This is a genomic window from Proteus faecis, from assembly GCF_003144395.1.
Lineage (GTDB): Bacteria > Pseudomonadota > Gammaproteobacteria > Enterobacterales > Enterobacteriaceae > Proteus > Proteus faecis.
Map to the genome: position 1 here is coordinate 109,383 of NZ_PENZ01000047.1, position 19,400 is coordinate 128,782.

Sequence of the window (19,400 nt, forward strand, 5' to 3'; positions counted from 1 at the left end):
CCTTATATCAATGAGTTATTTACTCAGACGTCCGAGAACTTCCTTGATAATGCGTTCCACGTTTTCTTCGGTAATATCACCTTGTTCAATCACTTGTTGCGCACACGCACTGACCGTCGTTGCATAAGGAGATGTACCAAAGCGATCATCACCTTGAGTTTGGCGTTGTGCCGTAGCACATTCAGCATGAACAGGGGTTAAAGAAGGTGAACGAAAACGGTCATCATCAAGAATGCTGGTCTGGTGATTTGCGCTAGAAACAGCACAAGCAGAAACAGCAGGTTGAGTAGCTTCTTGTGCTAAGGGACAAGGTTGTTTCAACTCTTCAACAGTACGCACGCCATAACCTACTTTACGAATATTCAGTAGATTCATTGGGCCAACGTTGTCAGAGCTAGAACCACCTCCAACAGCACCGCAACCTAAAGTCAATGCAGGAGTAATATTCGTCGTTGCACCGATACCGCCTAATGCTGCAGGGGTATTAATCAAAATACGGTTAACGGGTTTTTCTAAAGAGAACTGACGAATAACATCTTCATTTTTGGTATGAATAACTAAGGTATGACCTAAACCTTCGTTAGTCAGTAACTGCACCACGCGATCACATGCTGATTTCCAATCTTCTTCGATATACATCCCTAAGATTGGGCATAATTTTTCGCGTGAATACGGATTTTTTGGTGAAACAGTATCTTGTAATGCGATTAATACTCGCGTATTTGCCGGTACGCTAAAACCTGCGCGCTGACTTAAATAAATCGCATCTTTGCCCACAACGGCTGGATTAATCGTACCGTTAGCACGCAGTAACATTGAAGCCACTTTTGTTGCTTCTTCGTCATTCATAAAGTAAGCACCTTGCGCTAATAGCTCGCGGTGAACTTCGTTATAAATGCAGCGCTCAACGATAATGGATTGCTCTGATGCACAGATAACTCCGTTATCGAATGTTTTACTGGTGATGATATCGCTCACTGCTTTTTTGATATCAGCACTACGTTCGATAAAAGCAGGACCATTACCTGGGCCACCACTGATGGTTGGTGTACCTGATGCATAAGCTGCACGCACCATCCCTTCACCACCAGTTGCTAAAATCAATGACACATCTTTGCTGTGCATTAATTCTTTTGTCGCTTCCAGCGTCAGTAATGTCACGCCATCAACAATACCTGCTGGTGCACCGGCTTCTAACGCCGCTTTTTTAACAATTTCTAACGCACGGAAACTACACTGTTTTGCATTTGGATGCGGAGAGAAAATAATCGCATTACCTGCTTTCAGTGCAATTAGGGTTTTATAGATAATGGTTGATGTTGGGTTAGTTGAAGGGACTAACGCCGTGATAACACCTAAAGGCACGCCAACATCCATGACTTTTTTCACTTTATCGTCATTAATAATGCCAACGGTCTTCATGTCTTTCATATGTTCATACACACGCAATGACGCGAAGGTATTCTTCAGAACTTTGTCTTCCCACTTACCAAAGCCTGTTTCTTCATTCGCCATTTTCGCCAGCTCTTCTGCATGACGAGCGGCTTCAAATGCAATGTGTTTTACAATACTGTCGATTTTTTCCTGCGAAAATTTAGCATAAACAAGTTGTGCATTTTTCGCGTTACGAACTAGCTCACGAGCCAGTTGTCTGGATTGCAAATCTTTATCTAATGCAACCATGTCTTCCCCCATACAGGAGTTAAAAAATTTAGCTGAATAACTTATTTCTTTGCTTTACAGCACGCCTGAATAATCAGGCTTTGTGCTGTTGTGCGATTTTCTCGATATCGTTATGCGGTCTTGCAATAACACGAGAAGTCACTACTGTGCCGATACGTTTTGCCGCTTCAACACCTGACTCAACCGCTGCATTGACTGCACCGACATCGCCTTTCACCATTGCTGTCACTAAACCTGAACCGACGTTTTCATAACCAATCAGTTCAACATTGGCTGCTTTGCACATTGCATCTGCAGCTTCAATGCAAGCGACAAGACCTTTGGTTTCAACTAGACCTAGTGCTTCTTTCATATTTATTTCCTTCGTTATTCAGTCACTTTGTACTGGGCAACGATTTTTTGAATATCGTTATGTGGACGAGCGATGACTAATGAAGTCACAACAGTACCAACACGTTGAGCAGCTTCTAAGCCAGATTCCACAGCGGCTTTAACGGCACCTACATCACCTTTCACCATTGCAGTTACTAAACCTGAACCCACATTTTCGTAGCCGATTAACTCAACATTTGCCGCCTTACACATCGCATCAGCGGCTTCAATACATGCCACCAGCCCTTGAGTTTCAATAAGTCCTAATGCATCACCCATACGTTCTCCTAAGGCAGAAACTATGCCTTGTGTTTGATAACAATCTTGTTGATGTCATTGTGAGGACGAGCAATCACGAGCGATGTAACAACTTCACCCACGCGTTGTGCTGACTCCACACCTGAATCTACTGCAGCTTTCACTGCGCCTACGTCGCCTTTCACCATCGCAGTCACGAGACCTGAACCCACATTTTCATAGCCAATAAGTTCAACGTTCGCGGCTTTACACATAGCGTCAGCGGCTTCAATACATGCCACCAGACCTTTGGTTTCGATCAGACCTAATGCATCACCCATTTTCATTTCCTCCGAGAAGCCGTTTAACGGTTTACGTTTGCCCATTGTGTCTGCGTGGTGATTTTTTAAACGCAGACGTTGGTTTCAAAATCACTATAACGCGTAAAAACGAAAACAAAATATAAATCCATGATATTGATGCATATAGAATTTAACTCTGTTATTTAGTGTTTTTTATCTCTATATTTATGCTTTCATGCTGTTAGTTTATTTTTTTCATCGTTATAAATTTATTTATTTTCACAAAAAATAGATAAAAAAATAGGCAAATTAACTTTGTTAGAAGGATGTTGAAAAGGTGAAAAAAGGCAGTACATATCGACGAAAAAGATGTGCGGAATATCACTGATATTTCAAGGTGAGATCAATAATTGAAAAAGGCTAAATCAAGTCTATATACAAATCGTGCTCTTTTTTGTCATGACTTCTTTATCAAAGCAAATATTGATGCGCTTTGTATCAGTGGCAAGACATAGGATCACTATTACTACGCTCCATTCAAATAATCAGCAGACAACCTGCAAAGAATAAGCGGATTAAACCGTTACTTATTGATGAGCAAAGTGAGTGAACCTCACTGTTATCAATTTTAATTACTGTCATACAACTAAGCCGATAAGCACGAATAAAAACAGAAAGAGGAGAGTTATAACCGAAGGGAATTGAATCAAAAGGTGATTATCATGCACCACCTTTTGATAAAAAAACATGAGGTAATACATCAAAATTAATCGAATTTACTACCCGGTTTTAAGGTACAAATATAGAGTGGTGAATTGAGCGAACTTAATAGTAATGTTTTCTCGTTTAGCTTCTGTGCATTAATAAATAACCCATCATGGCTGTCTGACATTTCACGCATAAAATAGTCAAAAATCACATCAGGTGACTCATCAATTGAGGATGCGCTCGACTCCCATTGGCTAACAAAATAGTGACGCTCTGTAGGGGAAACACGTTTGGTTGTATAATCAAATTTCACATAACGCTGTAAATACAACCATCCTGCTTTTGACGTGGTATAACCTTCAACAACAATTGACCCTTTACCATTGGCACCAAATGAAAAATGAATATTACCATTCACATTTTCATCTTCCATATTTTCAAAACGCATAATGCCTTTGGTTGAACAAACCATGACACCTTCATTTTTAATGGTTAATAATCTTGTTGCTGCGTAAGTAGCGACCAAGATAAAAATCAGGGCCGATAAAAAACATAAAAGTTTCCCTGAGATTTTCATTAGTATTTCCAAGAATAGTAAAAGTAGTTGTCACAATAACTAAATGGATTATCTTCGTTCTTAGCACAGTGCGCTAGAAATACGCGCCCCAATCCATTTGTTTGTAATTTATCACCATAAAAGAAAACAAATCGCTCACCCTTCACACACTGTAAATTAAGCTTCTTTCTTACCGCATCAAAATTACGAACATAATTATCACTTACCGAGGAATTAATCATGGCTTCATTAGAAAGTAACTCACAATCATTATGCGTTAATGGTGTCAGTGAAATGGGTTTTGATTGATGTTGATTAAAAAAGACGATCACCGCAATAAATATCGCACCTAACAGAAAACCGATGCTGGCTAAATACCAACAAATTTCTGGTTTCTTTGTTTTTTGTGACACTTCTGCTTGCGTGGACTCTAAAGGTATTTCAGTTTGCGTTAAAGGTGTCACTGTCTCAACCGCTATTTGGTTTTCATCTTTAACTAAAATAGGCGCTTCTTCATTTGTTTTAGTTGAAGGTAATAGCGTTGAATCATCAATTAACTCAACTGAAATATCCGGATTAAACTCTAATCGTCCTTTCGCAATGGTAACAATGATATTTTCAATACCATAATGGCGAAATGTTTTTCGTAATAAACTCAAATATTGGTTTAAATTACTGTTTGATGATACTAATCCATTATCATCCCAAACACGTTTTAATACTTCATCACGATTAACAACTCCAGGATGCTGAATAAAATAAAAGAGTAACGCATTTGCTGTAATAGAAAGATGTGTATCAACACTCTCTTTTTCTAAAGATATCGCGCCATCCGTTGCGTCGTAATAAATTAAGGCATTTATTTTGTATTTCATTGTGCCCTCATTCATCCTGATTAAAATTACTGATTTTCTGTGTTTGCTATATAGTCAAATGTCATCTCAGATAATCTTTCTACTAATGCGCTACGCTCGTCTTGTGAAATCGTAGGGCCTTCTGTTAATTCAGATAACCAAAGACCATCTGCGGCATAACGAATTAATGTACCTAAATAACTATTATCTAATTTATCGCCTTTAGCTAAATGACCTAACATCCAATCTCGCCAGCACTTACGCATAATAGGTTCGTTTGGCATGGCTAAAGACAGTATGGCTAATTGGCGACTTTCGTCGGACTGTTTTAAATCAGAAATATAAGTTAAATACGCGCGAGAAAAACGCCCTACTTCAATAGGATCATTTTCCATAATAACTGCAATACGACTATCCATAATACCTAATAGCCGTTTAAATACTGCCTGCACTAATTCTAATTTTCCGGGGAAGTGATGAAGTAGACCACCTTTACTTACCCCAGCTTCTTTTGCTACTGCATTTAAAGAAAGAGAGGCTATTCCTTCATTAGCCACAATAATGCTTGCCGCTTCCAATAATTGCTCTTGAACTCGGATGGGGTCTTTTTTTCGGTGATGCGCAGTCGTATTCATGCATAGGATAATACCGACCAGTCGGTATGTTCCTTATTGATCAAAATCAATCCCTTTTAGACTCGTACTTATTATATGCAAATAATGCAGTTGACTTCACATTCCTTTATTTTCAATCAAATTTAATTTAAAAACTGTAAATTAATTTACAGTTTTGACCTAGATAGATAAATCTATAAATTGAAGATAAGTTAAATTTGACTTTTATCAAAAATAAAAAATTAATTTATTATTTTATTTAAAGTAAAAAAGCAGAAAAATAAAGAAAACAAACCTCCAAGATTTCTTTATTTGGAATTAAAGTTAATATTATTTTCTACTTTAAATTTATATTAAATAGATTTAATAACATCATAAATAAATTATAAATAACCCTAACATCATACAATTTTAGTGTGTTAAATATAAAAAACCTCCTTTAAATAAAGAAGGTTTTTAATTCTTAATGTATAACTTTAATTAAATACTGGCGTTTAATGCCTGCTCTAAATCGGCAAGAATATCGTCAATATGCTCAATACCAATCGATAAACGAATTAAATCTCGTGAAACGCCTGCGCATTCTAATTCTTCATCATTTAATTGGCGATGAGTGGTCGATGCTGGATGACATGCTAATGATTTGGCATCTCCAATATTCACAAGGCGAACAATGAGTTGTAATGCATCGATAAATTTTGCACCCGCTTCAGCGCCCCCTTTAATACCGAAAGAGAGAATGCCCGCTGGCTTACCTGACATATAACGTACCGCTAAATCATGCTCTGGGTGATGACTTAAACCCGCATATTTAACCCATGCCACTTGAGGATGATTTTGCAAATACTCTGCCACTTTCTGTGCATTTTCAGTGTGGCGATCCATACGTAATGCTAGCGTTTCTAATCCTTGTAGAATTAAAAAAGCATTAAATGGCGACAGTGCTGCGCCAGTTCCACGCAAAGGTGCAACACGACATCTTGCTATATAAGCAGCAGCACCAAAGTGCTCAACATAATTTACTCCATGATAAGAAACATCAGGTGTATTTAATATTTCAAAACGATCTTTATGTGCAGCCCAAGGGAACTTACCAGAATCAACAACAATGCCACCAATCGAATTGCCGTGGCCACCAATATATTTGGTTAAAGAATGAATAATAATATCCGCACCATGTTCAAAAGGGCGGCATAAATAAGGTGTAGCAACGGTATTATCGACAATCAAAGGCACACCATGGCGATGAGCGACATCTGCCAATGCTTGAATATCGACAATATTTCCACTTGGATTTGTGATGGTTTCACAAAATACCGCTTTTGTTTTGTGGTCAATTAACGCTTCAAGGGCAGCAATATCATCATGAGGAGCAAAGCGTGCTTCAATACCAATACGAGGAAAAGTGTGCGCCATTAAGTTATAAGTACCACCATAAAGCTTAGCGACAGAAACTATATTGTCACCCACTTGTGCAATTGTTTGGATTGCATAAGTAATAGCGGCCATACCCGATGCTACGGCAACTGCCGCAATACCACCTTCTAATGCTGCAACACGTTTTTCTAATACGTCATTGGTTGGATTCATTATACGGGTATAAATATTACCGGGCACTTTTAAGTCAAAAAGATCCGCACCATGTTGCGTATCATCAAATGCATAAGATGTTGTTTGGTAAATAGGCACAGCAACTGCTTTTGTGGTTGGATCAGGTGAATAACCGGCGTGAACAGAGAGTGTCTCAAGTTTCATAGCAATTCCTTTTTTGTTGCATTTGTTCTTATCGTATTACTTAACATATCTTCTTTATTGGAGATGTTCCAAGTGTAACTATTCAGTTTATAAGTAATATAGATAAGCTGATATTTTCTTCATCGCATAGTGAAAAAATTTCAACTTACACAAATGTTATTTTTAAAATAGAATTTCTTGATCCAATAACCTCTATTGACGTCAATATTTAACTTAAAACTCCTCTATTTTATGTCATTTAGCCATTTTAAATCGTTTTATCGTTTTTTGGCGAGTTGCTAACCAACAAATTAAAGATCCCCCTGTCACCATCATTACACCTTGCCAAAATGAGAAAGAGAGTGCGGTAGACAAGAGTATTGATGAAAATGCAGTAGAAATAACAGGAGTAAAATAAGAAAGTGTCGCTAATAAGGTCACATTGCCTCTGATCATACCAATTGTCCAAGCCGCATTTGCTAGCCCAATAGCAGCACCCGTTATTAATAATAGTGTGATACTTTTTGTAGTCACGATCCATTCTACTGGCGCTGAAAATAGATATTGCCCCCACAATGCAAGTGACGTTAATAAAAAGAAAGGTACAATGCCATTATTCCCGCCAGACATAAGACGAGTTAAATTACTATAAAACGCCCATAAAATAGCCCCTGAAAACGCTAATATGTAGCTTAATGGATTACTTTGAATATTTTCCCATAAACCATCAACTGTCAGCGGATTATCGCCACTAACAACCCAGACTAATCCACTAAATGCACATAATAATCCGATAATCAGTAAAATAGAGAATCGCTGCTTATTAAGTATGACTGCAAGGGCTAACGTAAAACTAGGCCATAAATAGTTAACCATTCCTAACTCTATGGCTTGTATTCTGTCTGTTGCAAATCCTAAAGCCAGAGATAAACACACTTCATAAGTGACAAATAATAGCCCACCCCAGAAAAGATAGCGTTTAGGAAAGTGTGATAACTTAGGCATACCTAAAATAAAAATAAGAAAGAGTGTGCCTGTAGTATAAATCAGTGCAGCACCCCCTACGGCACCAAAATACTCACTAATATTACGAATTAATCCAACAATGGTGCTCCAAAGAAGAATAGCAACAATGCCATATAACGTCCCTTTTGATGAGCTAGATATCATTTTGTGCCTTCAGATTTAAGATTGTGCCATTAGCGCCGATATTAAAATAAAATCAGCATAATTGCTTTAGCCATTTTTATACAAAAAAATAAAAAAAAAACTTGAACACTGAAACATTTTGTTACAATTAATATCAAGTAGAAAACAGATTGACCTACTCCCATAGGTAGTAAAAAAAGTATCATCAATTTTATATTTTTAAAATATGCCTTTTAATTTCAATTTAAAATGAATAAATAATATTTCTATTTTTTTATTCAAATATTAATTTCAATTTTATATTTGAATAAAAAAGAAACCAGATCATCTCTATTGAACATAAAAAGTGTTATTTTTTGTATCCTTTTATAAATAGTTTCGCTATGAAATATATCATATGAAACATCATCTTATAAGTATATTTACAGAGTCCTTTTAAGACGCTCTTTATTAGAGACGCATGGCGAAATAAAAACAAAAAATAAAAACTCATTAAATATCAATATGATATGTAATATCAAAAAAATCATTAGATAAAATAATATATTACTCCACTTTTTAACGCTAGCTATTACCGATAGTTATCAAGATATCAATAGATATCACCTATAAAACAAGCTAAAAACGATCGTTTAAAACGATTTCTCTATTTTTTTTAGCACATCTATAATTTTTGAAAATTTGACTTAGGTGTGAATATAACTGTTTTATCGTTTTTACGATAATTGCGGTAATCAGCTCTCTGTTAAATATATAAACAACCTTACGTTACACGTCTAAAAAATAATTTACCCCCTTTTATTCTCTATTTAAAAATAGGGAATAAATAGAGTTAACAATTAACTTAATATATTAAGTTAATTGTTAGATATATATTTAAAACATAGGAATAATTAATGAAAAAGTTATTATTGTCTGCAATTATCACTTCTGCAATGGCAATTATTGTAGCACCTGCATTTGCAGAAGACACCGGCACGCCTGCGCCAACAGAAGTCACCGTCAATGGCGGTACTGTTAATTTTGAAGGTTCTGTTGTTAATGCAGCTTGTGGTGTTGATAGTAGCTCAGCAAACCAAACTGTTCGTTTGGGTCAATTCCGCGTTGCCGAATTTACTAAAAAAGGTGATGAAACAGGTCGCATTCCTTTTAGTATTAAATTAAATAACTGCGATATTACCGTTTCAACATTAGCCGCTATTACTTTTAATGGTACAGCCTCTGATGGAGATGCAAACGCATTTGCATTGCAAGGTAGTGGTGCCGCGACAAATGTAGCATTAAAAATTACTGACTCAAGCAGTAAAAATGTTATTCCGGGCCAACCATCAACAACTCAAAAGTTAATTGAAGGCGAAAACCAATTAAATTATAACGCATCGCTTGTTTCAACTGATGATACTGTTAAGGCAGGTAGCGCAAACGTTACCACAAACTTTATGGTCACCTACTCTTAATTGCTCATCATTTTTGATTGATATCTGATTGCCAAGGACGGCATATTTTTATCAAAAATATAATTGCCCTATATTCACTACCTAATATATTTTTATTATGAAAAAAATACTTATATTCCTTACTATTTTTCTCTTTCCATTATTATCTTATTCTAATGGTGTTTCATTAGGTGCCACACGTATTATTTATAATTCAAATATTAAACAAACTAACCTTGTTATTACTAACTCAGATAAAGAAAACAGTTTTTTAATTCAGTCATGGGTTTCTGATAATAAAGGCGTTAAAAATAATGATTTTATCGTCACTCCCCCTTTATATATTCTTGATGCTAATAAAGAAAATGCATTAAGAATTATGTATACCGGTGCACCATTATCTGAAGATAGAGAAAGTTTATTTTGGATGAATGTAAAAGTAATCCCTTCATTACAAGATGAGCTAGCTAAGGAAAATACACTACAAATCGCAATACAGAGTCGAATAAAACTTTTCTATCGCCCCGCAAATTTGCCTGCTTATAATGAAAAATTTGCAAATGAGATTTCTTTTTCTTACCAGAATGGTGAGCTTATTGCGAATAACCCAACGCCTTATCATATAACTATGGTGAATTTAGCGGTAAAAGATAATCAACTTCCTGCCAGTATCATGATAAATCCGTTATCTCAATTAATGTTAGGAAAAATAAAAAGTAATGCAAACCTCATTTCATTCCAAACAATTAATGATTATGGCGCACAGACGGCTGTATTAAAAAAAGAAATTTCTCATTAAAGATTACATCAGCTCAAAGCTTCTTGGTCAAAAAACATGATTAATAAAAATACAGTTTATTTCTTCTTTTCTGGTGCTATTACTATATCAATGGCTTTGCCATTTTTAGCACACAGTGCAAACCGATTTAATCCTGCATTTTTGGCTGACTCTCCCGATTCTGTCGCTGATTTAAGCTATTTTGAAGCCGGAAATAGTATCAAACCCGGCGACTACCCTCTTGATATTATTTTTAATAATGAATATCTGAGAACAGAGAACATTCATTTTATTAGCCAAGATAAAAGTGTAATTCCTTGTTTAAATAAATCTTTTTATCAATCATTAAATATTAATACTAAACTATTTTCTGATATTGAAAGCGCCTTAGATAAACAATGTATTAATATTGAAAACATTATTCCCGATTCAGTTGTTAATTATGATATTGAGAAACAAGCATTAAAAGTTCAAATTCCTCAAGCAGCTTTAGATCTTAAAGCACGTGGTTATATTCCACCAGAGAAATGGGATAACGGTATTACTGCGGGAATATTAAATTATACCTTTAGCGGTGCCAACAGTTGGGGAAATTCTCATAATAATAGTTACTATCTAAATCTACGTAGTGGGATCAATATTGGCGCTTGGCGATTAAGAGATTATTCCACTTGGCATTCATCGAATGGGAAAAACCAGTGGAACCACATCAACACCTATCTTCAACGCAATATTGTGTCGTTAAAAAGCCAATTACAAATTGGCGATAGTTATACGTCATCAACACTTTTTGACAGCATTAATTTCCGAGGTATTTCCTTAGAAAGCGATGACACCATGTTGCCTGATAGCCAAAGAGGTTTTGCCCCTATTGTTAGGGGAATAGCGAATAGTAATGCCAAAGTCGTTATAAAACAAAATGGCTATGTTATTTACCAAACCTTTGTTGCACCCGGAGCATTTGAAATTAAAGATCTCTATCCAACATCAAATAGCGGAGATCTCTATGTTTCTATTGAAGAGAATGACGGCAGTAAACATGATTATGTTGTACCGTATTCTGCCGTGCCCGTTTTACAGCGAGAAGGTCAAAAACAATTTGTTATTCAAGCAGGTGAGATCCGCCAAAATAACCAAAATAAAAAACCACGCTTTTTACAAGGCCATCTGATTTATGGATTGCCTTATGACACAACTGCATATGGTGGGGCTTTAGTTAGCGCTGATTATCAATCTTATGCACTTGGTGCCGGTAAAAATATGGGCTCCTTAGGCGCATTATCAACAGATATCACTTTTGCTCATAGTAAACTACCTGATAATTCGACATCAGAAGGTTACTCTTTACGCTTTCTCTACGCGAAATCACTTAACCAATTTGGTACTAATTTTCAATTATTAGGCTATCGCTATTCTACTTCTGGATTTTACACACTAGAAGAGACACTCAACACGCGGATGTCTGGCTATCTCTATGAAGATAATCAACAAACACCTTCACGTTACTTTGATTTGCGTAATCATAAAAAAGGCAGTCTCCAGATCAATTTATCACAACAACTTGCCGATTATGGCTCTGTTTTTATGACAACACACTGGCAAAACTATTGGGGAACAAATGAGAAAAATGTTTTAGTTCAAACGGGTTATAACGGCAATATCAAAGGGCTTTCTTACAACATTATTTACAGTTATAACCGTATGATGAATAGTGGAGAACGGGATCAAACACTCTCTCTTGGCGTTTCTATTCCGTTACAACTTCTTATGCCTTCAGGTTATCAGCCCATCAATAGTGCTTATCTCACTTATAACTACAGCCATAATAATAACGGTTATTCTGCTCATAATGCAGGTGTTGCAGGCACATTGCTTGACGACAATACGTTAAATTACAGTGTTCAACAGGGATATAGCAATCAAGGTGGCAATTATACGGGAAGTGCTTCTCTTGGATATCAAAGTCGCTATGGCAATTTCAATGCCGGTTATAACTACCATCAAGATGCTCAGCAACTCAATTACAGCCTTGCAGGTGGCATGCTGTTACATAGTGAAGGGATCACATTAAGTCAGCCATTAAGCTCAAATACCATTTTAGTTGATGCTGGCAAAACAGCAGATGTCCCCATTGATAATGCCACGGGAATTTATACTGATTGGCGTGGATTCGCGGTTATTCCCTATGCCACAGCTTATCGCCAAAACAAAGTTGCCCTGGATACCACGGCTCTCCCTGATAACATCGAAATTGAACAAAATATTCAGCAAGTCATTCCTACTCAAGGTGCGGTTATTAAAGTTAACTTTGACGCCAAAACAGGATATCGATTATTACTGACATTAAAACAACAGGGGCGACCGCTACCTTTCGGTGCTATCGCTACCGATAAACAGAATCATCTCTCCGGTATTGTAGGGGATGAGGGTTTACTCTACCTCTCTGGCGTACCTCACTCAGGCCTATTAGATGTTCGCTGGGGCAATGGATCATCTAAACATTGCCAAGTGAACTATCAATTACCTATTGAACAACACAATGAGCCCTTTGTAAAAATGACACAGGAGTGCCAATAATGCGCAGATTAATGCTTGTGTTGGCTTTATTGATACTTTCCATAAGCAAAGGCAATACTTATGACACTTTGATTCAAATTAATGCCCGAGTGACCGGCAACACTTGTACAGTAGAAACTAACTCAAAAACAATTACGGTGAAACTAGGTAATATTGCGACGAAAGATTTCACTTCAACAACAATTACTCAACAACGTACACCTATTATCCCTTTTAGTATTAAGTTAGTAGATTGCCAACCCGAAGCCAGTGGCGTGAAAGTCAGCTTCAAAGGAACACCTTCTGCATCGGATAATACATTACTTGCCGTTAATCAGGATGGTGCTCAAGGTATTGCTATTGCGCTTATGGATAAGTCAGGCACCCCTATTGCCATCAATGAAAAAAGCCAACCTTACCTGTTATTACCTAATCAAGATAATACCTTGCAATTCTATGCCCGCTATGTCGCGACACATCTACCTGTTAGTTCAGGGCAAGCAAATGCGACTACGACTTTTTTACTGGAGTACCAATAATGAAACATTTCCTTTCTTTCTTATCATTACTGGTTTTTTTAGTGTTTATTCCTGAAAAAATGGTATGGGCAGTGGCTGATCCTCTTATTGTATCACCTGTACCAATGAGTTTTGATGGTGCAGCGGACGGAACACCAGCCGGTACACCAATCACTTCAACATGGATTGGGGAAACATCTGTTCATAATGGTTTTAAATGTGAGAATAAATTTCTACAAAAATGTTGGGTTGATACACTCTATGCTAATGCGTTAGGTTCAAAAATAAGTGGGATCTACTATTATGAAGGCAGTAATCGATATCCTGTGTATGCTCTTGCTGGCGTAAAAGGTATTGGTTATGCCTTTGGGTTAAAAGATAATAATGACAATGTTTCTTATGTACCTATTGATGTCGGCACAGGCTCAAGTGCGACGATTATTTATCCCGCAGCAGGCTCAACAGTAAACAAAGGCGTAGACCGCGTCTCATTAAAAGCAAAAGTCGTCTTTGTCGTCACTGATGAACACTTAGAAACTGGCGTTTATAATATTCCTTACACCGTAATTGCCAATACTTGGTCTGAATACGGAGGCGCTCATAAAGGAAATAACACATCACTTGTCGCAATAAATCCTGTAACAATCACCATTAAAGCTCGTGGCTGCACAGTCAATACCAAAAACCTAACCTATAAATTAGGTGATATCTCAATGAGAGAGATGAGTGCTGTTGGTTCAACCTCCAAAATACAAACAAAACCCATTTCAGTGACTTGTGATACCAATGTTCACTTGTACGCCAGTATGACCGATCAATCTACCTATTCTAATAATACAGATATTCTCACCTTAACATCAGATTCAGATGCATCAGGTATCGGTATTCAATTTTTCTTTAATGATACTCCTACCCCCGTCACTTATGGACCTGACATTAGTGCAACGGGACAACCTAACCAACGTTTACTTCATATAACAACATCTAATAACGAAAACTACACATTAAACCTGTCAACTCGGTATATCACGACTGGAACACTAAAACCTGGTAAAGCAAACGGGTTAGCCAGTCTGACTTTTTCTTATCAATGATGATTTGAATTTTTAAGGCTGATAAATGATAGATAACAGCAAAACCATTAATTTTCGTATAGGCCAGCGAATACGCCATTTACGAAAAAAATTAAAATATTCAGGTACTTTATTCGCTAAAGAATTAGAGATAAGCCAACAACAGCTTTCTCGTTATGAACGAGGAACAAATAGGATCAGTATCGAATTAATTTATCGTATCTCTGAGAAATTTGATGTTCATATTAGTTATTTCTTACAAAGTAATCATATTTCAAGTATTGAACAACGAAGAAAAACTCAAGAAAAAAATAATCGGTTAATTGCCGAAAGCTGTATTAAGAATGATTTTAATTGAACGTAGTCTATTTACTCTTTTTCTTATTACTGACTATCTTTTACTTCTCTTTATTTTTAATTAAATAAAAATGTATTCTTTTCTGTTATAAAAAAGCCACCTTAACGGTGGCTTTAGGGTAAGAGTTAAAGGTAATTAACGTCCGGCTTTTAATTTTTGGTAATAGCTTTCGTATAATACAGTTGCATCACCCACATCATTTTGCCATTCACCTTTATTAATAATTTCTTCTGTTGGATAAAGAGAATTATCTTTAGTGATCACATTTGGTAGTAATTTTTGAGCTGCAAGATTTGGTGTTGGATAACCAATGTTTTCAGCCACTTTTGCTGCGATTTCTGGACGCAATAAGAAATCGATAAGTTTATGAGCGCCTTCGACATTCTTGGCATTAGCAGGGATCGCTAAGCTATCCATCCAGAAAATGCCGCCTTCTTTTGGCCACACCATTTCAATAGGTGCGCCTGCATCACGAGCAATAAATGCCGAGCCATTCCAAATCATCCCTAAATTAACTTCCCCTTGCATATAAGGGTTAGCTGGATTATCTGAATTGAATGCTAATACATTTGGCATCAACTTTTGCAGCTCTTTATAAGCTTCTTCAATCTGTTTAGGATCGGTTGTATTGCCCGAATAACCTAATTTCAATAATGCCATTTGGAAAACTTCACGGGCATCATCCGTTAATAATAAACTATCTTTATATTCAGGTTTCCATAAATCAGCCCATGAAGTAATGCTACTCACATCCACTTCATCGCTATTTATACCAATCGCAGTCGCACCCCAAATATAAGGAATGGAGTAGTCATTTTCGGGGTCGAATGATTTATGTAATAAACTAGGATCGAGATTATCAAAATGAGTTAATTTTGATTTATCGATTTTTTGTAGCATTCCTTCATGACTCATCTTAGAAATAAAATAAGTAGAAGGAACCACCAAGTCATAAGCACCCTCTTTATAGGTCTTTAACTTGGTATACATGCTTTCATTAGATTCATAGGTGGAATAAATCACCTTAATCCCAGTTTCTTTCGTAAACTGTTCAAGCAAACCAGGCGGCACATACTCCGTCCAGTTATAGAAATATAATGTCTTACCATCATCAGCCGATGCTGTGCCGATACTTAATGCCATTACGCTGGCAGCAAGTACTGAGGACCACTTTTTCATTTATGTTTCCTTCAGTGGTTGATGCGTTAATATCAAATAGGCAGCGAGCCTACCTCCAACAGATTGGTCTTCAAGACCCCAAAAAGTGCGAGAAACTCGCACTAATACATGTTTACGCTTTGTCCGTTCTGTCTCTTAAGATCAGTTGACTAATTAATACTAATACTAAGGATAGACCTAAAAGGATAGTTGCAAGCGCATTCACTTCTGGCGAAACCCCCACTTTTACCATTGAGTAAATTTTCAGTGGTAAAATTTCATAACTTGGCCCCGTCACAAAAGAGGAAACTACGACGTCATCCATGGATAACGTAAAGCTTAATAACCAACCTGAAGCTACTGCTGGCATTGCTAGTGGCATAATGATTTTACGTAAAATAGTAAATTCACTCGCCCCTAAATCTTTAGCCGCTTCCAACATTTTCACATCAAACCCACTTAATCGTGAGTACACCGTAACCACAACAAAAGGCAGACAAAATGTAATATGTGAAAATAAAAGCGACCAAAATCCTAACGAAACACCTAGGATCATAAACAGTACAAGCAAAGAGATCGCCATAACAATATCCGGCGACATCATCACAACAAACAGCATTCCACCCACAAATTTTTTGCCACGAAAACGGTAGCGATAAAGCGCAACTGCTGCTAATGAGCCAATTAATGTCGCAAATGTCGCAGAAGTGACAGCCATTGTTAATGAATGCCCAGCAGCTTGAAGCAGACTGTCATTATTAAATAAAATGGTGTACCAATCTGTGGTAAATCCTTTCCAATTAATCCCGAAACGCGATGAGTTAAAAGAGTTAACTATCAGAATGATGATCGGGATATAAAGATACGCGTAAATAATGGACATAAATCCACCACGCAATAACCGTCCTATCATTCTATCTCTACCTTCTTATGCAGTAACTTCACGGCTCGGTAATACACAAACAGCATTAATCCCATCACCAATGTTAAACAAATACTTGTGGCTGCACCGAAAGGCCAGTCACGAATATTTAAGAATTGGCTCTTAATTACGTTACCAATTAATAAATTTTTCGCGCCCCCCATTAAATCAGCAACAAAGAATAACCCCATTGCAGGTAACATCACGAGTAAACAACCCGCAATAATGCCTGGCATTGTTAATGGAATAATAATACGAATAAAGGTTTGAAATTTATTAGCCCCTAAATCGCGCGCTGCTTCTAAACAAGGTTTATCTAACTTTTCAATGCTGGAATATAGCGGTAATACCATAAAAGGTAGCAAAATATAAACCAGCCCCAGTACCACGGCTTCTGGGGTATAAATAATTCTGAGTGGTTTATCAATAAGTCCAATCCACAGCAGAAATTCGTTAAAATAACCTTTTGTACTTAAGAATATCTTTAATCCATAAATACGAATAAGCGAGTTTGTCCAAAAAGGCACAATCAATAAAAACAACATTAATGGCTGTATTTTCTTAGGCATTTTTGCAAGGAAATAAGCAAAAGGATAACCTAATAATAAACAAGCTAATGTTGCGACCACCGCCATATTAATAGAATGCAGTAACACTTCTGCATACATAGGATCAAATAAGCGATAGTAGTTATCGAGTGTAAAGACCATCTCGACAAGGTTGGCATCATCACGTGTTAAAAAACTGGTCGCAATGATCATGATATTCGGCAAGAAGACGAACACCATCAACCAACCCACAACACCAGTAATTACGATGTTTTGAAATAGTTTACGTGTTTTCTTCATCTGCCAGCACGACCTCCCAGCTTTCAACCCAAGTTACTGCAATTTTTTGGTCTAACGAGTGATCAACATCTGGATCATCTTCATTAAAGAATTCACTCACCATCACCACCTTGCCATTTTCCATCTCAACAACAGAATCTAGCGTCATGCCTTTATAGTTACGTTCACGAACATAACCAATTAGCCCAGGAAGATTTTCAAGATCGTGAATTTCTTCAACCCGGAGATCTTCAGGTCGAAGTAATACTTTGAGTTTCTGGTTTTGTGTCACAGGTAATGTGGTATAAATATCACATTCATGACCTTCAACATCAGCACGAATACGCGTTTCATCAATACGATGGAGTACACGCGCATCAAAGATATTAATTTCACCTATAAATTGCGCAACAAACAGATTTGTTGGCTCTTCATAAATTTCACGCGGAGTACCATCTTGCTCAATACGCCCTTCACGCATTACCACGATCCGGTCTGACATGGTCAGCGCCTCTTCTTGGTCATGAGTTACGAAAATAAAGGTGATCCCTAATTTACGTTGTAAGGCTTTTAATTCATTTTGCATCTGTTTACGTAATTTGTAATCCAGTGCAGATAATGATTCATCAAGCAGTAAGACCTTTGGTTTATTCACAACAGCACGCGCAATCGCAACGCGCTGTTGTTGTCCACCCGAAAGGTGTGCAGGACGGCGTTGTGCGAAAGCTTCAAGTTGCACCATACGCAAGGCTTCTTCAACGCGAATATTAATCTCGTCAGCAGGTGTTTTTTGCATACGAAGACCAAATGCGACGTTTTCAAAAACAGTCATATGTGGGAAAAGCGCGTAACTTTGAAAAACCGTATTTACAAAACGTTGTTCTGCTGGGATATCCGTAATATCTTGTCCATCAAGGATAATTTGCCCATCATCAACGTCTTCTAAACCCGCAATTAAACGCAAAACCGTCGTCTTACCACAGCCTGAAGGACCGAGGATAGTTAAAAACTCGCCATGGTTGATAGTGAGATCGAGGCGGGAAATAATTTGTTTTCCGTCGAAACCTTTACTTAAGGATTTTAATTCGACAACTGGTATCAGAGATGTTTTCTCAGTCATTTAAGGTAATACTCTATCCCGAAGAATAATGCAGATAGAACCGCCACTGGAAAAGACTGTGTGAGCTGCCGGAGCATTATGCTCCACAGAAGCCCAAAACCAGCGACGCCGTATGTATAGTACAAGCGGAAAATGATAAACGCAGTGGCGTGAAATTGAAAGCAAAAAGGTGCTTAAACAATGAAAAACTATTCATATTTAAGTTTTTCATCATAAACTATGCCCTTTAGGATTTATGCTAAAAACACAATAAAATCAAAATGCTATTAATTTATATAAATAGTAAAAACCAATTAAGTTTATGATTAAATAAATTTTCTCTTAGAAGTTGTCTAATCGCCTTATTTTCCTATAAATACTTATTAGCTCGTTTATTTGTAACACTATTTTTTGTGTCGTTATTCATACAAAAAGTTAATTAAATTACGCTTATTTTTATATTTTC

The 19,400-nt window shown here is 36.9% G+C and carries 19 protein-coding genes; 6 read left to right on the forward strand and 13 right to left on the reverse strand.

The genetic code is table 11. The features are described 5' to 3' along the window. Positions 1-15: 15 nt before the first annotated feature. From DK858_RS16435 to yddG, 9 genes are all read right to left on the reverse strand, one after another. On the reverse strand, positions 16-1,683 hold the full coding sequence (locus DK858_RS16435) for an acetaldehyde dehydrogenase (acetylating) (RefSeq protein ID WP_109398326.1): 1,668 nt from the start codon (positions 1,681-1,683) through the stop codon (positions 16-18). Between the two features lie 73 nt (positions 1,684-1,756). Further along, positions 1,757-2,035, reverse strand: a complete 279-nt coding sequence (locus DK858_RS16440; RefSeq protein WP_006536328.1) for a BMC domain-containing protein — start codon at positions 2,033-2,035, stop codon at positions 1,757-1,759. Positions 2,036-2,049: 14 nt separating this feature from the next. Further along, positions 2,050-2,334, reverse strand: coding sequence for a BMC domain-containing protein (locus DK858_RS16445; RefSeq protein WP_006536329.1), 285 nt, complete (start codon positions 2,332-2,334; stop codon positions 2,050-2,052). A gap of 20 nt (positions 2,335-2,354) precedes the next feature. Beyond that, on the reverse strand, positions 2,355-2,633 hold the full coding sequence (locus DK858_RS16450) for a BMC domain-containing protein (RefSeq protein ID WP_004249182.1): 279 nt from the start codon (positions 2,631-2,633) through the stop codon (positions 2,355-2,357). Between the two features lie 727 nt (positions 2,634-3,360). Beyond that, positions 3,361-3,879, reverse strand: coding sequence for a FidL-like protein (locus tag DK858_RS16455; protein WP_109398327.1), 519 nt, complete (start codon positions 3,877-3,879; stop codon positions 3,361-3,363). Then, positions 3,879-4,733, reverse strand: a complete 855-nt coding sequence (locus DK858_RS16460; protein ID WP_109398328.1) for a transcriptional regulator — start codon at positions 4,731-4,733, stop codon at positions 3,879-3,881. The genes DK858_RS16455 and DK858_RS16460 overlap by 1 nt, the downstream gene beginning before the upstream one ends. A gap of 26 nt (positions 4,734-4,759) precedes the next feature. Next, positions 4,760-5,347: a TetR/AcrR family transcriptional regulator gene (locus DK858_RS16465; protein WP_109398329.1), complete on the reverse strand. Its 588-nt coding sequence runs from the start codon at positions 5,345-5,347 to the stop codon at positions 4,760-4,762. Positions 5,348-5,806: 459 nt separating this feature from the next. Beyond that, on the reverse strand, positions 5,807-7,081 hold the full coding sequence (locus tag DK858_RS16470) for a bifunctional O-acetylhomoserine aminocarboxypropyltransferase/cysteine synthase (protein WP_109398330.1): 1,275 nt from the start codon (positions 7,079-7,081) through the stop codon (positions 5,807-5,809). Positions 7,082-7,315: 234 nt separating this feature from the next. Next, positions 7,316-8,230, reverse strand: coding sequence for an aromatic amino acid DMT transporter YddG (gene yddG / locus DK858_RS16475; protein WP_109398331.1), 915 nt, complete (start codon positions 8,228-8,230; stop codon positions 7,316-7,318). Between the two features lie 875 nt (positions 8,231-9,105). On the opposite strand from yddG, the gene DK858_RS16480 reads away from it, so the two are divergent. The 6 genes from DK858_RS16480 to DK858_RS16505 all read left to right on the forward strand — a co-directional run bounded on the left by DK858_RS16480 (position 9,106) and on the right by DK858_RS16505 (position 14,928). After that, positions 9,106-9,666: a fimbrial protein gene (locus tag DK858_RS16480; RefSeq protein ID WP_109398332.1), complete on the forward strand. Its 561-nt coding sequence runs from the start codon at positions 9,106-9,108 to the stop codon at positions 9,664-9,666. A 97-nt stretch (positions 9,667-9,763) separates the two neighbouring features. Then, positions 9,764-10,444, forward strand: a complete 681-nt coding sequence (locus tag DK858_RS16485) for a fimbrial biogenesis chaperone (protein ID WP_109398333.1) — start codon at positions 9,764-9,766, stop codon at positions 10,442-10,444. Between the two features lie 36 nt (positions 10,445-10,480). Next, a complete protein-coding gene (locus tag DK858_RS16490) occupies positions 10,481-13,000 on the forward strand; it encodes a fimbria/pilus outer membrane usher protein (protein WP_109398334.1) in 2,520 nt (839 codons plus the stop codon). Then, positions 13,000-13,518, forward strand: coding sequence for a fimbrial protein (locus DK858_RS16495; protein WP_109398335.1), 519 nt, complete (start codon positions 13,000-13,002; stop codon positions 13,516-13,518). Before DK858_RS16490 ends, DK858_RS16495 begins: the two co-directional genes overlap by 1 nt. Further along, a complete protein-coding gene (locus DK858_RS16500) occupies positions 13,518-14,591 on the forward strand; it encodes a fimbrial protein (protein ID WP_109398336.1) in 1,074 nt (357 codons plus the stop codon). The genes DK858_RS16495 and DK858_RS16500 overlap by 1 nt, the downstream gene beginning before the upstream one ends. Before the next feature lie 25 nt (positions 14,592-14,616). Then, positions 14,617-14,928 (forward strand): helix-turn-helix domain-containing protein, encoded by a 312-nt coding sequence (locus tag DK858_RS16505; RefSeq protein ID WP_072064475.1) that lies wholly within the window; start codon positions 14,617-14,619, stop codon positions 14,926-14,928. A gap of 135 nt (positions 14,929-15,063) precedes the next feature. Here the strand turns inward: DK858_RS16505 and potD are convergent, their stop codons facing one another. The 4 genes from potD to potA all read right to left on the reverse strand — a co-directional run bounded on the left by potD (position 15,064) and on the right by potA (position 18,955). Further along, complete coding sequence (gene potD, locus DK858_RS16510; protein WP_006536345.1) at positions 15,064-16,107, reverse strand: spermidine/putrescine ABC transporter substrate-binding protein PotD; 1,044 nt, start codon at positions 16,105-16,107, stop codon at positions 15,064-15,066. A 112-nt stretch (positions 16,108-16,219) separates the two neighbouring features. Beyond that, a complete protein-coding gene (gene potC / locus DK858_RS16515) occupies positions 16,220-16,999 on the reverse strand; it encodes a spermidine/putrescine ABC transporter permease PotC (protein ID WP_109398337.1) in 780 nt (259 codons plus the stop codon). Beyond that, positions 16,996-17,856 (reverse strand): spermidine/putrescine ABC transporter permease PotB, encoded by an 861-nt coding sequence (gene potB, locus DK858_RS16520; RefSeq protein ID WP_023583058.1) that lies wholly within the window; start codon positions 17,854-17,856, stop codon positions 16,996-16,998. Before potB ends, potC begins: the two co-directional genes overlap by 4 nt. Beyond that, entirely contained in the window at positions 17,840-18,955 is a 1,116-nt protein-coding gene (potA, locus tag DK858_RS16525; RefSeq protein ID WP_109398338.1) for a spermidine/putrescine ABC transporter ATP-binding protein PotA, read from the reverse strand. The genes potB and potA overlap by 17 nt, the downstream gene beginning before the upstream one ends. Positions 18,956-19,400: the final 445 nt, after the last annotated feature.

Bases quoted from the DNA above. Each gene is read 5' to 3' on its own strand.
- DK858_RS16480 (WP_109398332.1), top strand. From the start codon at position 9,106: ATGAAAAAGTTATTATTGTCTGCAATTATCACTTCTGCAATGGCAATT.
- DK858_RS16435 (WP_109398326.1), bottom strand. From the start codon at position 1,683: ATGGTTGCATTAGATAAAGATTTGCAATCCAGACAACTGGCTCGTGAG.
- DK858_RS16450 (WP_004249182.1), bottom strand. From the start codon at position 2,633: ATGGGTGATGCATTAGGTCTGATCGAAACCAAAGGTCTGGTGGCATGT.
- potB (WP_023583058.1), bottom strand. From the start codon at position 17,856: ATGAAGAAAACACGTAAACTATTTCAAAACATCGTAATTACTGGTGTT.
- potD (WP_006536345.1), bottom strand. From the start codon at position 16,107: ATGAAAAAGTGGTCCTCAGTACTTGCTGCCAGCGTAATGGCATTAAGT.
- DK858_RS16495 (WP_109398335.1), top strand. From the start codon at position 13,000: ATGCGCAGATTAATGCTTGTGTTGGCTTTATTGATACTTTCCATAAGC.
- DK858_RS16490 (WP_109398334.1), top strand. From the start codon at position 10,481: ATGATTAATAAAAATACAGTTTATTTCTTCTTTTCTGGTGCTATTACT.
- DK858_RS16440 (WP_006536328.1), bottom strand. From the start codon at position 2,035: ATGAAAGAAGCACTAGGTCTAGTTGAAACCAAAGGTCTTGTCGCTTGC.
- DK858_RS16485 (WP_109398333.1), top strand. From the start codon at position 9,764: ATGAAAAAAATACTTATATTCCTTACTATTTTTCTCTTTCCATTATTA.
- DK858_RS16505 (WP_072064475.1), top strand. From the start codon at position 14,617: ATGATAGATAACAGCAAAACCATTAATTTTCGTATAGGCCAGCGAATA.
- potA (WP_109398338.1), bottom strand. From the start codon at position 18,955: ATGACTGAGAAAACATCTCTGATACCAGTTGTCGAATTAAAATCCTTA.
- DK858_RS16455 (WP_109398327.1), bottom strand. From the start codon at position 3,879: ATGAAAATCTCAGGGAAACTTTTATGTTTTTTATCGGCCCTGATTTTT.
- DK858_RS16445 (WP_006536329.1), bottom strand. From the start codon at position 2,334: ATGGGTGATGCATTAGGACTTATTGAAACTCAAGGGCTGGTGGCATGT.
- potC (WP_109398337.1), bottom strand. From the start codon at position 16,999: ATGATAGGACGGTTATTGCGTGGTGGATTTATGTCCATTATTTACGCG.
- DK858_RS16500 (WP_109398336.1), top strand. From the start codon at position 13,518: ATGAAACATTTCCTTTCTTTCTTATCATTACTGGTTTTTTTAGTGTTT.
- DK858_RS16465 (WP_109398329.1), bottom strand. From the start codon at position 5,347: ATGAATACGACTGCGCATCACCGAAAAAAAGACCCCATCCGAGTTCAA.
- yddG (WP_109398331.1), bottom strand. From the start codon at position 8,230: ATGATATCTAGCTCATCAAAAGGGACGTTATATGGCATTGTTGCTATT.
- DK858_RS16460 (WP_109398328.1), bottom strand. From the start codon at position 4,733: ATGAAATACAAAATAAATGCCTTAATTTATTACGACGCAACGGATGGC.
- DK858_RS16470 (WP_109398330.1), bottom strand. From the start codon at position 7,081: ATGAAACTTGAGACACTCTCTGTTCACGCCGGTTATTCACCTGATCCA.